This is a genomic window from Leptospira ellinghausenii, from assembly GCF_003114815.1.
Taxonomy (GTDB): domain Bacteria; phylum Spirochaetota; class Leptospiria; order Leptospirales; family Leptospiraceae; genus Leptospira_A; species Leptospira_A ellinghausenii.
This window is the reverse complement of the sequence record NZ_BFAZ01000009.1, coordinates 1,316,556-1,330,493: the sequence shown is the minus strand read 5'-3', so window position 1 is coordinate 1,330,493 and position 13,938 is coordinate 1,316,556. Positions and strand designations below refer to the sequence as shown.

At 35.3% G+C, this 13,938-nt stretch carries 15 protein-coding genes; 9 read left to right on the top strand and 6 right to left on the bottom strand.

Annotation, left to right across the window (positions count from 1 at the left end):
- On the top strand, positions 1-1,194 hold the full coding sequence (locus DI076_RS14820; protein WP_108960532.1) for a pyridoxal phosphate-dependent aminotransferase: 1,194 nt from the start codon (positions 1-3) through the stop codon (positions 1,192-1,194).
- Here DI076_RS14820 and DI076_RS14815 read toward each other — a convergent pair.
- Together DI076_RS14815 and DI076_RS14810 are read right to left on the bottom strand one after the other, a co-directional pair.
- A complete protein-coding gene (locus DI076_RS14815) occupies positions 1,176-2,144 on the bottom strand; it encodes a patatin-like phospholipase family protein (protein ID WP_108960531.1) in 969 nt (322 codons plus the stop codon). The genes DI076_RS14820 and DI076_RS14815 overlap by 19 nt on opposite strands.
- Positions 2,120-2,356, bottom strand: coding sequence for an LIC_11321 family protein (locus tag DI076_RS14810; protein ID WP_245918450.1), 237 nt, complete (start codon positions 2,354-2,356; stop codon positions 2,120-2,122). Before DI076_RS14810 ends, DI076_RS14815 begins: the two co-directional genes overlap by 25 nt.
- A 215-nt stretch (positions 2,357-2,571) precedes the next feature.
- On the opposite strand from DI076_RS14810, the gene DI076_RS14805 reads away from it, so the two are divergent.
- A complete protein-coding gene (locus DI076_RS14805; RefSeq protein WP_108960999.1) occupies positions 2,572-3,528 on the top strand; it encodes a YjgN family protein in 957 nt (318 codons plus the stop codon).
- A 252-nt stretch (positions 3,529-3,780) separates the two neighbouring features.
- Complete coding sequence (locus tag DI076_RS14800) at positions 3,781-4,728, top strand: M48 family metallopeptidase (RefSeq protein ID WP_245918449.1); 948 nt, start codon at positions 3,781-3,783, stop codon at positions 4,726-4,728.
- Here the strand turns inward: DI076_RS14800 and DI076_RS14795 are convergent.
- On the bottom strand, positions 4,686-5,606 hold the full coding sequence (locus DI076_RS14795) for a GDP-mannose 4,6-dehydratase (RefSeq protein WP_108960528.1): 921 nt from the start codon (positions 5,604-5,606) through the stop codon (positions 4,686-4,688). The two genes, DI076_RS14800 and DI076_RS14795, sit on opposite strands and share 43 nt — an antisense overlap.
- Before the next feature lie 86 nt (positions 5,607-5,692).
- Here DI076_RS14795 and DI076_RS14790 point away from each other — a divergent pair, with 86 nt between their 5' ends.
- From DI076_RS14790 to DI076_RS14775, 4 genes are read left to right on the top strand one after another with little or no spacing between them, the layout of a single operon-like run.
- Entirely contained in the window at positions 5,693-6,706 is a 1,014-nt protein-coding gene (locus tag DI076_RS14790) for an LIC_10202 family protein (protein WP_108960527.1), read from the top strand.
- A gap of 1 nt (position 6,707) precedes the next feature.
- Positions 6,708-7,778 carry a glycosyltransferase family 4 protein gene (locus tag DI076_RS14785; protein ID WP_108960526.1) on the top strand — a complete coding sequence of 357 codons (1,071 nt, stop codon included), beginning with the start codon at positions 6,708-6,710 and terminating at the stop codon, positions 7,776-7,778.
- Positions 7,775-8,824, top strand: coding sequence for a glycosyltransferase family 4 protein (locus DI076_RS14780; RefSeq protein WP_108960525.1), 1,050 nt, complete (start codon positions 7,775-7,777; stop codon positions 8,822-8,824). Before DI076_RS14785 ends, DI076_RS14780 begins: the two co-directional genes overlap by 4 nt.
- Positions 8,825-8,826: 2 nt before the next feature.
- Positions 8,827-10,002 (top strand): glycosyltransferase family 4 protein, encoded by a 1,176-nt coding sequence (locus DI076_RS14775; RefSeq protein ID WP_108960524.1) that lies wholly within the window; start codon positions 8,827-8,829, stop codon positions 10,000-10,002.
- On the opposite strand, the gene DI076_RS14770 is transcribed toward DI076_RS14775, so the two are convergent.
- Genes DI076_RS14770 through DI076_RS14760 form a run of 3 tightly spaced genes read right to left on the bottom strand, consistent with a single transcriptional unit; the run spans position 9,983 to position 12,736 of the window.
- A complete protein-coding gene (locus tag DI076_RS14770) occupies positions 9,983-10,795 on the bottom strand; it encodes an inositol monophosphatase family protein (RefSeq protein WP_108960523.1) in 813 nt (270 codons plus the stop codon). The two genes, DI076_RS14775 and DI076_RS14770, sit on opposite strands and share 20 nt — an antisense overlap.
- A complete protein-coding gene (locus tag DI076_RS14765; protein WP_108960522.1) occupies positions 10,795-11,664 on the bottom strand; it encodes a DUF4870 domain-containing protein in 870 nt (289 codons plus the stop codon). Before DI076_RS14765 ends, DI076_RS14770 begins: the two co-directional genes overlap by 1 nt.
- Position 11,665: 1 nt before the next feature.
- Positions 11,666-12,736 (bottom strand): toxic anion resistance protein, encoded by a 1,071-nt coding sequence (locus DI076_RS14760; RefSeq protein ID WP_108960521.1) that lies wholly within the window; start codon positions 12,734-12,736, stop codon positions 11,666-11,668.
- Between the two features lie 190 nt (positions 12,737-12,926).
- Here DI076_RS14760 and DI076_RS14755 point away from each other — a divergent pair, with 190 nt between their 5' ends.
- Together DI076_RS14755 and DI076_RS14750 are read left to right on the top strand one after the other, a co-directional pair.
- A complete protein-coding gene (locus tag DI076_RS14755) occupies positions 12,927-13,544 on the top strand; it encodes a tyrosine-type recombinase/integrase (protein ID WP_108960520.1) in 618 nt (205 codons plus the stop codon).
- A gap of 55 nt (positions 13,545-13,599) precedes the next feature.
- Positions 13,600-13,938 carry an STAS domain-containing protein gene (locus DI076_RS14750; protein WP_002975971.1) on the top strand — a complete coding sequence of 113 codons (339 nt, stop codon included), beginning with the start codon at positions 13,600-13,602 and terminating at the stop codon, positions 13,936-13,938.

The following is a 13,938-nucleotide window of genomic DNA, read 5'->3' as shown; positions in this document are numbered from 1 at the left end:
TTGACCAAAGAGCACTTCCACTTTTCGGATCGATTTGGTTTACTTGGTGATCTAAACACAGAGAATTCGATTTACCAATTCAAAACTGAAAGAATAAAGGCAGGAAAACCAATCATAGATTTAGGAAATTCTAATCTTACTGAAATGGGATTAGAGTTTCCACCTTCCGTTTTAACTCACATACTTTCTAATTTGAATGCTAGTATTTATGATCCAATAGCAGAAGGTTTAGAATCAACTCGCAATGAAATTAGTTCCCTCTATCTAAATCGTGGAATCCAAGTAAATGCTTCTAGTTTTCATTTAACAGCGAGTACATCGGAAGCATATTCTTATCTATTTAAATTACTCACAAATCCAGGAGATGAAGTATTAACCCCTAATCCAGGGTATCCATTATTTAGTTTTCTGATTGGATTGGAAAATTTAAAGGAAGTGCATTATGAATTAAAAGAAAATCAAATTGATGGTTCTTGGGTTTACGATGCAGAAACGATTGCGAATTCAATCAGTACCAAAACTAAACTGATTGTTTTGGTAAGTCCTTCGAATCCAACAGGATCCAAAACGACGGAAACCTTCTGGAAAAAATGGGAATCATTTGGCTTTCAAATCCCAGTGATTGTTGACGAAGTGTTTGAATCATATGATTTTTTTGGAGAACCACATCACCTTCCCTCAAATCCAAATTTCCCACTTTTTGTTTGCCATGGTTTTTCCAAAATGTTAGCTTTGCCTCAAACCAAATTAGCATGGATCCTCAATCTTTCTCCTGAACCAATCAAAACAGAAATCCAGAAAAAACTCAGCTTCATTTCAGATACTTACCTTTCGGTAAATTCTTTGGTCCAACTGGCAACGAATGAATTGTTACCATGGAAAACTATGGTTCAAAATCGAATTCGAACACGAATTATGCGAAACTATTCAATCTGTAAAGATTTTGTGAGCCAATTTTCCTACTGTAAAAAAGTTCACCCAATAGAAGCAGGTTGGTACTTTTTACTCGAGCTAAATTTCGATAAAAAAGATGAGAAAATTGTTGGAGAAATTTTATTCAATACTGGCGTTTTATTACATCCAGGTTCTTGGTACGGATTTTCGCATAACAGATGCATTGTTGTAATTTCTCTTGTTACGGAAGAAGAAATTTTGGAAAAAGGCCTAGACTCTATTCAGTCCTTTTTTAAATAATTGATAATTTCTGATTTTTTGGCCAACGCGTCCGCCTTTCCTAATTCATAGGTCTCTCGAACACCTCTTGGATTGGTATAATCAAAAGATGTGATGGGAAGTGGTTTGGATGGTGTGATGAGGAAAGTGCGGGCAAGTAAATCTGGATCCTTACCTACAATGGTATTTGGCTCATAATGGATTCCAATGATTTTTGCTTTTGGTGCAAATGATTCGATCATCATATTATTTGTGAGCCCACCATCTAGGTAATATTCATTGCCTACTGACTGAAAGTCCACAATCGGCGGAATGGATGAAGAATTTAGTATAAATTGTTCAATGGTTTCCGGATTCACAAAGTCTTTCTCTGTGAAATCAACATCTTCCATATTCCATTTTTTAATGATTTCTGCGGTCCGATTTGCTGGAATCCCTTCTGACCTATCTCTATCATCTAGAATAAAGGCTCTTCCTGTTTCTGAAATCAACCTTGCTAAACGAAATTTATTTTTGAGTGAATCCTCTTTCGGGTGGGCTTTCACGGAATGGATCCAAATTTTTGCACCCGATTCTAACACGCGGTCAAAACGCATTCCAAATCGAATGGTGCGTCTATACATGTCTTCATGAGGGAAAGTTGATTCCCCTCTGAGTAAATTGGAAAAATGAAAATTACGAGAATTCCGTTTGGTGATTTCTTCGAAGTATTCGACAGACTCTTCTTCTGTTTGTGAGAGGATACAAAGTGCCATAGCAGCTCCCGCCGAGACACCCGATAATTCGGTAAAACGAACTCCCCACTCACGTAATGTTTTCCCAACACCAAGTGCATAAAAAGCCTTACACCCACCGCCAGCAATGGCAAGAGAGGCATCGTAAGTTGGAAATATCTTGACTAATGTTTGTAAAACTTGTTCACGCACACCCATAAATTCGGCTATCTCTAATCCCCTTCCCAACGAAAGCATAGTGTATTGTTTTCTCCCAGAAACCTGTCAAAATACAAACTCGCACGACAATCTTCTTCCGTCGCCAGAAAGAAGTCATACCCTCCAGCGGGGTATTTGATTTTACAACAACCTTTTTTGTCTTTTCGATCAGGTGGTTGCCTTACGGATTTATCTTGGCCTTTTAAGTCTCCAAGTGTTGGAGGTAATTCCTGCCTCGGGTCTGACCACAAAGTCGTTATCGTGACAAAGATCAGGAAAAAGGGAAAAGATGTACGCATTCTATACAAATAGACTGACCCCCAAAGGTTCCAGTTCTATGAAATTATAAAAATAGTGAATTCTGTTCAACCGTATAATCTGTATTTCGAATCATTTGGAAATATTTTTCTTTACCCTTTTTGAACATAGTGGATACTCTGCACACTATTATCCATCGGGGAAATCAATGAACAACACAAGACTACAATACCACGCCACTGGCGGACAACTCTTCATTTTATTTTTGAAGAATATGTTTCTCACGGTAGTGACTTTGGGGATCTATAGCTTTTGGGCTCGCACAAACGTACAAAAGTTTATGGCTGAGAATTTGGAATGGGCTGGAGAACGTTTTTCGTTTCACGGAACAGGAAAAGAACGTTTCATCGGCTTTTTGAAAGCTGCAGGAATTTTTATCGTATTATACATCGCAATCATGATCATCCTCTGGATTGCCAATAAAATCCCTGTCCCTTACTTCGCAACGATAGTTGGTATCGTACTTTACATTGGAGTAATTTTAGCATTAGTTCCTATCATCATTGTTGGTGGCCGAAAATACATAACATCACGTACAGGTTATCGTAACCTTCGATTCGGTTTTGATGGAAAAATCTTAGAAGTTGCAATACTTTATGGGAAAGGGATTCTACTGACAATCGTTACTTTAGGAATATATTACCCTTGGTTTTTTGCTGAAAAAGAAGCATATATCCAAAGCAAAACTCGTTATGGAAATACCAATTTTGGTTTCTCAGCAGATGGTAAGGAAATTTTCTTTTTGTATTTGAAGGGATTTTTGCTAAGCATAGTCACACTTGGTATATATTACTCATGGTTTTTAGCTGATGTGCAAAACTATATCTGGAATCGAACTAGTTTCCAAGGTAAAAAATTTAGATCTGATATCACTGGTGGAAAGATTTTTGTCAATTTTCTGATCGCATATTTGATCATTCTATTCACACTAGGTATTGGATTTGCTTGGGCTGTGGTTCGATTGACTAAACTTTTTATCGAATCAGTAAGTTTAGAAGCTGAAGTTGACTTCTCTACAATTTCTGCCCAACCAGATACACAGGCAAATGCTACCGCGGAAGGTTTGGAAGCACTTGCAGAAACTTTAGAAGCCTTCCTATCATAAACATTGTTTCAAAATCAAACATTTACATCACGATATTTCAATGGTGTCTCGGCGGTTCCTGAAGAAGGGACCGTTCTTGTCCATGGCCAGACCATTCAATTTACGTCATTTGACACTCATCATAAATTAACCATATCACAGTTCGCAGAATTTTCGCAGACGCATAAGGGTTGTAAGCTGATCCTCCTTCCTGATGAAAGGAAAGAAAGCCCTATACTAGAAATTTTTTGTACGAAAGAAGAAACCAAATTATTGGAAAAAATTTGGATCCAAAACAAAAAATCCCAAAGCCATGCAAGTGCTTTGTTTTATTCCATTCGAGAAATGAATCCAATTGTCCTTGGGATTCTATCTTTACTCATTGTGACAATTGTTGGCTTTTTTTACTTTAAAGGATTGGAGTTTGTTACGAATTTTATTCCTCTCTCAATGGACAAATCTTTAGGGGATTCGGTAGAATTGAAAATGGAAGCACAGTTTCAAAAATGTGATACCAAGGCAACCGATCGTTTTTTCTCCGAAGCATTAAAAAAAATTGTACCAAAAGATAGTAAACACAAATTCGAAATTTCAGTCCTAAGTTCGACAATCCCTAATGCTTTCGCATTATCAAATGGTAAAATTTACTTTTTCTCTGGTTTGTTAAATGATGCTGATTCACAAGAGGAAGTAATAGGTGTTTTAGCTCATGAGATAGCACATGTGGAAAAACGACATCATATGCGCAATTTGGTAAAAGCAGGTGGAACATCACTAGCAATCAGTTTGGTGGTAGGTCCTGGACTTGGAAATATGGAATTTTTAGAAACCTTTACTGAAATAGGTTCCACTATATTAGTTTTAAAATTTTCAAGAGATTTTGAAACGGAAGCAGATAAGTCTTCCATCGAATATTTAAAATCTCAAAACATGTCAACTGATGGATTACTTCGTTTTTTCAAAAGAATGGAAAAGTTAGAGAAAGGGGAATCTGATTCCGAAGACAACGAAGAGGTTTCCAATGCAAAAGATGAAAAATCAACTACAAATCAGATTACAGATTTTCTAAGCACACACCCTGCAACGACTGAAAGAATGAAAACCTTAGAATCCCTCATTCAAAAAGGTAAAAAAGGAACAATTAAAAAAGTAGTTTCGGATAGTATTTGGAAAGAAGTTCAAACTGCTTGTTTGGATTTTAAAAATTCTGATTCCAAATGATCATAAATTTCTTTAAGCGTTTCGTTTATACTGTGTTTGTTGGTCCAACCCAATGTTTTTAATTTTGTGTTGTCACCATATACTCTGGAAGTTTCAGATACTCTAACTCTACTGTCATCTACAGAGAATTGAATCGATTCGCCAGAGTATTTTACCAACTCTTCGACCATGGAACGGATGCTATGTTCCTCACCAGAACATATATTGTAGATTTCGCCTGATTCTCCTTTTTCGATCAAAGTCAAATAACCATCTACGATATCTTTCACATGGGAAAAATCACGAGTAGGTTCTAAATCACCTACTGAAATCATTTTTTTACCTTGGTGTTTTGCTTCGATAATTTGAGTACAGAAGTTAGGTATCACAAATTCTTTTCGTTGACCAACCCCGATATGATTGAATGGGCGAGCAATCACAACGGAAACATAAGGACTATATTCCGCATATTGACGACAGTAGGATTCTGCTGCTAATTTACTACCTGCATAAGGATTTACAGGTTTTGGAAGTAATGATTCTTTCAGTGGTAGTACACCTACGTTTTGTTTCCCATAAACATCTGCTGAGGAAATGTACAACATCTTACATGGTTTTTGCAAACGATGGAGGGTTTCTAATAGATTTAAAGTTCCACCCACATTGATTTCTTCTGTCTCCCATGGATTAGCAATCGCATTGGGAACAAAAGCTTGGGCCGCTAAATGGATCAAAATATCCGGTTGGATTTTCTTCAATTGGTCTGAAACACAATCCCGGTCTCGTATATCACCTTCAAAACAATGGATTTCATAATTGCCGTGGGAATTCAGTGCTGGAAGTAGATAACTTCCCACAAATCCACTGGCTCCGGTGACTAAAGTTTGTTTTTTTCTCATATATAAGGGAATTTTCTGATCTGACCCTAAGATTTAGTTGCCATTCTTCCAATTTTTCAAATCCTCTCAACAAAAGAAAGAAAACTGTGGAAGACAAAAAGAAATTCAATCCCTCCCCCTTTGTCGAAATCAGAGACCCACAGATTAATGTACAAGAAATTGTAGAATCATTAGAATCAAAAATTCCATTGGACCCAAACCACCAGATCCATTGGTCGGAACTCACAAAAATCAGTTACAAACCGGAATCCCCTCTTGGTTTTCGAAAATTTGACCCAGCGGGAACCGCACATTTATTTGAAAAAGGAATCTCGAGTCCCAAGTTTTCCAATCCGAAGTTTTGGTACATTCGTGGTCCGATTAAATTTATCATCAATCGAATCATTTCTGTATACAGCCAGATTGATAAAAAACTTTCTGAAAATCGAATCCGCGCTTTTTTCTCTGTACTCCATGAATTGGTACGTTTAGGGAAAAGAATGGAACTCATTGAAAGAAGATTTGACGGTTTTTACCGAGATCATTTATTAAACTCGAATCAAACTAAGTCGCCTAATTTTAGTTGGGCAACCGAATCCTTTTTTGTAGACGCTGGCATCAATCCAAATTGGAATCTTACCGTAGATGATTTAAAAAGTTCCAAACAAGTTTTAATTTTGTTTCCAGAATGGGGTGAAATCCTTAAACAATTATCAATTCAAAAAATCCCATTCCAATCGATTACTTCAAACTCAGACCAATATCAATTGATCAAAAGCAAAATTTCGCATAACATCCATTATCTCGAGTCAATATTTCCTTTATCACAACTTAAAATGCAAAATTTTGATGTTTTAGTTTATTTACCTTTAAATAGGTTTCCAACATATTTCATTGAAAGGATTTTTGCTGAAATTTCTTATTTATTAAACAAAGGAAACCATTTATATTTTTCTGTTTCCATCCAACCCGAATTTAATAATCGACCATTTAGAGACGTACAAATATCGGAAATCAATTTGGAATTGTTACCAAATTATTTAAACACATTAGGATTTAATTCCTTAAGAGATCTATCTGTAACAGAAGATACAAAGGTATTCCGATATACAAAATTCTAAAATGAATGTTTTTCAACATTTAGATGAACTGAAAGATTCGGATGGTGTCGGAAATGATGCTATCGGTTTATCTGAAGTATTTCAAAATTTAGGTTATAAAACACATTTTATCACTAGATTACCGAGAAAGGGAAAATCACTGGTTAGTGAGTTTCACTTAGTGGATTCATTTAACTATCCAACCCACTCCGAAGATATCCATATTCTCCATTATGGTGGTTCTGGTTACCAGTACACATTATTTCAGAACTTACCTGGCATTAAAATATTAAGATTTCATAATGTAACCCCTTCACGATTTTATGAACATACGACAACAGAAGATATTTTTCATGCAATGGAAAAGTTTGAATCACTCTCTTATTTAGAACTAGCAAGTTTATCAATTTTTTGTGACTCAGTATGGTGTGATTCTCAGTTTAATTTTGAAACATTAAGTAGTTACAATTTTCGAAATCCATATATTTTACCAATATGTAAAAGGTACCAAATATTTCCAAAATCTGATAAACATTCCAAAAACAAATTCTCTTTGGCTTTTGTTGGTAGATATTCACCTCAAAAAAAATGGGAAGACTTAATCAGTTTTACATCTGAATGGTTAAAGGAATTTCCAGAGGCAGAGTGTTATTGTATCGGATCCATTATAGGAGCATTTGATGGTTATTTCGATCGATTAAAAGATATCGTGAGAAAGTACCAACTCGAAGATAAGGTACAATTTTTGATGGGAAAAACTGATTCTGAAGTACTCTCCATCCTAAATCAAACCAGTGTTTTTGTATCCATGAGTGAACATGAAGGATTTTGTCTGCCTATCTTGGAAGCCTTTGGATCTGGTATTCCTGTCTTCGCTTATGCAGCAGGTGCTGTACCGGATACGATGCGTAAGGGGGGAAAACTATTTTTTGAAAAAAACTTTCCATCACTTATGCAAACCATGAAAGATATCCTACTCCAAAAAGAACAATATAATGAAATCATTCAAAATCAATTTTCTGCATTAAAGTATTACAATGAATATCCATTTTCGACTGTGATCTCGGGCATTTTAAAAAGTGGTATCAAATGAACATTCATCAGTTTTCCGCAGGATTTCAGTTAGGTGATGCAATTTCTCAGGAAATGTTAGAGATCAAACGTCTTTTGGCTAAGGAAGGTTACCAAGGAAATATCTACGCTGAAAATGTATTATCAAGTGACCGTAAGTTTGCAGAAAAAATTGCGAAAGTGAAAATTCATGCAAACGATGTTATTGTTTACCATCATTCCATACATTCTAAAGTATTAGATTTTTTGTTACAATATCCAAATAAAAAAATTCTAATTTATCATAACGTAACGCCAGAGAATTTTTTTGAACCATATGACCTACGTTTCAGTTATCTACTGAGAAAAGGTAGAGAAGACCTGGAGATCATTCGAGAAAATTTTCAACATTCTTTTGCTGTATCCAATTTTAATTTGAGTGAACTCATACATTTAGGTTTTAATCACGCAAAACATTTTCCACTACATCTAAATTTTCAAAAATGGGACCACAATCACATTGAATCAAAATTCAAAACATTTCAATTTCCATCTTTCTTATTTGTAGGTAGAATTGCACCTAACAAATGCCAGGATGATTTAATTCGTTTTGCGAGAGCTTGGAAATCAAATTTCGGAAATCAGTTTTCGCTACGTATGTTAGGTTTTTGTAACCCTGACCAACAATCCTATTTAGATGAACTCAATTTTATGATTTCACAACTCGACTTACAGAATGAAGTAAAAATCATTTCTTATGTCGATGAAAATATGGTGAAACAAATTTACCAAGAAAGTAACTTGTTTTTATCTATGAGCGAACATGAAGGATTTTGTGTTCCATTATTGGAAGCAATGCATTTTCAAATGCCTGTAGTCGCTTACGCAGCTGGTGCTGTTCCAGAAACACTTGGAAATTCTGGAATACTTTTTGAAAATAAGAACTTTGACCAATTAACAAAAGATATTAGCAAAATTTTTACCAATATTGAATATCGAAATAGCCTAATTTATCATCAAAACGTAAGGCTTGATGCATATTTAAAATCTACCAGCATTTTACCTTTGTTAGAAGTAATCAAAAGTTAACTATGTCAAAAATACTATTCATTACACCTAGATTTTTACAAAACGCATCAGGTGGTGCAGAAAAATTAGCCTTTGATTATGTAGAAATATTATCAGAATTACATGATGTAACAGTTTGTACAACCTCTGCAAAAAATTATGTTACTTGGGAAAATGAATTTAAAACAGGATTAACAATCGAAAACCGATACAATGTTCTTCGTTTTGAAGTGAGAAAAAAACGAAATATTGATTACATGAATAAAATACTAAATCAATGTTTGGTCGCAGGTGAAACGGTCGCAATGAAAGACCAAATGAATTTTATAAAAGAACAAGGTCCCTATTCTCCCGACTTAATTGACTATATATCAAAAAATCAATTTGAATATGATTTAATCATACTCATTGGATATTTATATTATCCAGTAGTTATGAGCATTCCTTTGCTTAGAATTCCCTTTGTGATTGTTCCGACTTTCCATGCGGAACCTCCGTTCCGATTGCCGATTTATAAACAAACATATTTAAATCACTATGTTTACAGTTTTAATGCCCCTGAAGAATTAGCAGTTTACGAATCTTATACCAACCAAAGAGCAAAGGATTACTTTTTAATTGGAACTTATGTCGAAGATCACTTTAATTCAAATCAACGTTCGTTCTCTAAAAGTAATACAATCCAACTATTGACAATCGGTCGTATTGAACCTGCGAAGGGATATCCTGAATTATTCCAAGACTATACTGAGTGGAAAAACCTTACTCATCGAACGGATGTGAATCTCAAATGTTTAGGTTCAGTGTTTTCAATGGATATTTCAAAGGAAAAAGAAATTCTATTTTCAGGATATGTATCAGAAGAAGAAAAAATTTCTGAAATTCAAAAATCATATCTTTTGATAAATCCATCTGCTTATGAAAGTTTTTCTATCTCTATTATGGAATCGTGGCTCCAAGAAAAACCTGTTCTTATAAATGCTAACTCATCGGTAATGAAAGGCCATTGTATTCGAAGTCAAGGTGGATTGTATTATTCGGATAAAGTTTCATTCCAAAGGATGTTGGAATACCTTTTAGAAAATGAAAATCTGAAAGATCGACTAGGAAAAAATGGTAGAAAGTATGTACTCGCTAATTTTTCAAAGGAAGTGATTAAAACAAAACTCAACCAAATGGTCAATAAACTACTCGGTTGATTTGCCCTTCAAATTCTGCTAACAAATACTCGTGAACAAATCCGTTACTTGCTAGTAAACTCGGGATCATGATTGAAAAATCATTACCATCCATAGAAGTTAATTTTCCTTTTGCTTCCATGACGATGAGTCCTGCTGCTGCCATATCCCAAGGTTTTAAACCAAGTTCGTAATAACCTTCAACTTTACCTTCGGCTAACCAACATAAGTCTAATGTTGCGGCACCTGTTCGTCGGATTCCTCTAGATTTTTGAAGAATCGATTTGTAATATTGCATGAGTGTATCCAATGATAAATTTCTATCATACGGAAAACCTGTTACAAAAAGAGAGTCTTTCATCGACTTTGTTTGGGATACTTGAATTTGTTTTTTTTCGCGAAAGGCACCTTGTCCTTTAATTGCATGATAATATGTATTGAGTTCAGGAAAAAAAACCATACCTATAACAGGTGCCATTGTTTCTGTTTCTACAACTCCAACGGAAACACCATAGAGAGGTAAACCATGAGTATAATTTGTCGTTCCATCCAAAGGATCGATTACCCATGTATATCCTGAACTACCGTCGATGGCACCCCGTTCTTCAGCTAAAATTCCATCCAAGGGGAAATTTTTTTGGATCTCCTCTAGAATCATCGATTCTGCTTTAAGATCTGCTTCAGTAACTAGGTTGTATAAACTTTTTTCATCTACTTTTAAATTTGATTCCTTGTGTTTCTCTACAAGGAAGTCCGCAACATTCGGTAAAAAATTTAGAAAATGATAGGATCTATCAAGTAATTCAGAATGCATTAATACCCACCAAATTCGATGTTTTTCTTCATAGCGGTGATCTCAACATCTAAATTTAGGGTTTCATCTGCTTTCAATTTATTTCGAACTTGTTCAGTGGTTTTGATCACTTCACTTAACAAGGAATTGAGTTCTGTTTTTCTTTTTTCCGCATCAGGTGTATTTGAATTTTGATTCACTCTGATGTATTGGCTCAGAATTTTGGAAACAGTTTCTGGAAAATAGTTTAAGAATTGTTTTGCTTTCCGATACGAAAGGGGATCTTCTGCTAGTTTCACTCGTAAATCTGAAAGTGAATGCAAATACTCATTACACAAACTTTGTAGGTTTGTATCAGTAAGTGATTTTGCATCTTTTTCAGTTGATATTCGAAAGGAATCCAACTTTTCCATTTGAGTTTTATATTCTGAAAATTCTACTTTATCTTCAAATTTTTTCTTTAACTCATTCCAATTTTCCTTTGTTTGGTGAGAGGAAAATAGTAATGGAAAAAAGCTAAATGGATAATGGTGTGGTTTTCCTATTGTTGTTCGAAATATGGCAATTCCTAAAAAAACAACATGTAAAAAAGCCATAAATACGTAGGAAAACACTAGTAATACTCGGTCATCACCGAACTTGGTTCCAAAGCCAAAATATCCAAGAGATAGAAGTGCTTGGAGATAAATTGCTTCTAATGATTGTTTTGCGGAATAGGATGATTTACCACGAGATAACCACATCACAAATGGATAAATCATTGCTCCAAGTGAGGAAAAATAGAAGGGGAATGGCAATAATGCCATTGGATACGTGAGTAAAGTAGAGATATGGGCCCGTCTGGCCCACTTTTTTTCTTCTTGGTCTTGTTCCAATTGTATGTCTGTCATTCTATTTAGATTCCAAAAGTTTTTGTTTGATATCGGATTCGATTTTGATCATTTCTTGTTCCGCCAATTTTCGTTTTTGACGACCGTCTTCCTGGATTTTTAAGGTTTCGGTAATCGTTTCGATCAATTTTTGGTTCACATTTTTGAGTGTTTCGATTTCAATGATTCCTTTTTCCGATTCTTTTGCAATCTCAACGGTACCTGACTTTAACATCTCAGCATTTTTTTGAATTAAATCATTTGTGGTTTGTGAAACTTGTTTTTGTGCTTCCAAGGCTTTTCTTTGGCGCATCAAACCAAGAGCGATCACAATTTGATTTTTCCAAAGTGGGATTGTATTTAATATCGAACTCTGGATTTTTTCAACTAATACTTGGTTTCCACTTTGGATCAATCGGATTTGTGGTCCTGTTTGAAGTGAAAGGATTCTGGTGAGTTTTAGATCATGAATTTTTTTCTCAAAACGATCCACCATTTGTACCATATCTTGGTACTGTTGGGAAGCTAAGGTATCACCTTGAGCCTTTGCCTTTTCCAACATTTCAGGAAGTATTTTGTCGCGTAACTCTTGTATCTTTTTGTCACCTGCGGCAATGTAGATTTGAATTTCTTTGAAATATTCTAAGTTCTTCTCGTATAACGCCTGCAATAGAGTTATGTCTTTTGTGAGATTGGTTCTTGCTGAATGCAGTTCATCGACAATTTTTCCAATTTGAGATTCTAGATCTTCAAACTTTGCTAAAAATTTTCGAGAAACATCAAATAAACCACCTATCAATGGAATTTTAGAAAGAGTACTTCCCTCTCCCGCAAAACTATCCATATCCAAATCTTTGATTTTAAATAATAATTGATTTAATAAATCTCCCGCATAACCAGCATCCTTGGTTTTAATTTCAGCTAAAACTTTGTCCGCAAAATCAGATACCTTAGATTGGGCAGAGGATCCATAAGAAACTATGTCATTTGGATTATTGAGTTTAATTTGTCCGGTTAATTCCTCAACTTTTTGAATGTCTTCTTTTGTCAGTTGTAGTTCCGGGTCATTTGTTTTGAGTTCCAGCGAGTCCATTTGTTTTGATCCTTTATCGTTTCTCCCAATGATAAAATCGTTTTTTACAATGGAATCAAGCAGAAAAATACATCGTGCAAAAACATGAACTAGGAAATTTATTTCTTCAAAAATAGCGATCCAAAACTACAGTTTGGTGACAATTTAATTGCAAGGATTGTTAGACTCTGATACATTCCACAAGAAAAATATGCTAAATACTAATTTGAAACTACCAACCTTACTCCCACACATTCTTACTGTTGATGTTTGTAAAATTGAAAACTCTCTATTAGACCAAACAGAAGTCCGAAATTTACTCAACAAACTTAGGTGCCGAAACCATCTACACTATTTGATCATCAAATTTTTAGTATGTACGGGTTTATCTTTACCTGAACTCATCCATCTGAAGATCGCAGATTTTAATTCAGAAATGAATCGTTTCCATTTAAAGAACGGTGGTCGTCTTCGTAGGCGTAATATCTTTCTCGAACCCAATTTTGCAATCGAACTCTATCGGTATTCGTGTGAGTTTTTACCGAATGATTATCTATTCCCAGGAAGAGACGGAGTTTTGCGAACACGCACCATACAAAAAATTCTCAAAAATGCAAGCCGTCTCATTTCCAGAGAAATCCATATTCCGTTTTTGAGAGATGTAATTGCTCTTGATTTGTACCAAAAGGGTTTCCCCGTTTGGGAAATCCAAGAATTTTTAGGCCATAGGACGTCTCGTTCCACTCGTCAGAGGATTATGTTGCATATTCCAGAGGCAGAGCACAACGACCCTCGACTTTTTACTAGAAACAGAAACCAAGCAGCGTAAAAATTTCTTGAACCTTTGGTGTTTTCAAAGATTCTAGTCTCCAAGTAGGCTCGCTTTGGAAATAAAAACCAAAAAAATCGGAAAGCACACACTCGTTCACCTCAATGGTCGTTTAGACATTACACATTCTGATGAGGTTGAGGCAAAATTAGCTGATGACGTGCAAAACGGGGAAGGTGACATCATCATCAACCTGGAGCTTATTTCCTATATCTCCTCTTCTGGGATTCGTATCTTTGTTGGTATGGTTCGAGAACTCGACAAACAAGGAAGAAAACTCAAACTCTGTTGCATCACTCCACCTGTAAAAAAGGTTTTTGATGTTGTGGAACTACTCGATCTGTTTGAAGTTTTCGAAACGGAACAAGAAGCCGTTAACTCTCTCTCAAAGTAG

Coding starts and splice junctions, on each gene's coding strand:
- DI076_RS14805 (WP_108960999.1), top strand. CDS start 2,572: ATGAACAACACAAGACTACAATACCACGCCACTGGCGGACAACTCTTC.
- DI076_RS14760 (WP_108960521.1), bottom strand. CDS start 12,736: ATGGACTCGCTGGAACTCAAAACAAATGACCCGGAACTACAACTGACA.
- DI076_RS14765 (WP_108960522.1), bottom strand. CDS start 11,664: ATGACAGACATACAATTGGAACAAGACCAAGAAGAAAAAAAGTGGGCC.
- DI076_RS14795 (WP_108960528.1), bottom strand. CDS start 5,606: ATGAGAAAAAAACAAACTTTAGTCACCGGAGCCAGTGGATTTGTGGGA.
- DI076_RS14815 (WP_108960531.1), bottom strand. CDS start 2,144: ATGCTTTCGTTGGGAAGGGGATTAGAGATAGCCGAATTTATGGGTGTG.
- DI076_RS14770 (WP_108960523.1), bottom strand. CDS start 10,795: ATGCATTCTGAATTACTTGATAGATCCTATCATTTTCTAAATTTTTTA.
- DI076_RS14785 (WP_108960526.1), top strand. CDS start 6,708: ATGAATGTTTTTCAACATTTAGATGAACTGAAAGATTCGGATGGTGTC.
- DI076_RS14775 (WP_108960524.1), top strand. CDS start 8,827: ATGTCAAAAATACTATTCATTACACCTAGATTTTTACAAAACGCATCA.
- DI076_RS14780 (WP_108960525.1), top strand. CDS start 7,775: ATGAACATTCATCAGTTTTCCGCAGGATTTCAGTTAGGTGATGCAATT.
- DI076_RS14755 (WP_108960520.1), top strand. CDS start 12,927: ATGCTAAATACTAATTTGAAACTACCAACCTTACTCCCACACATTCTT.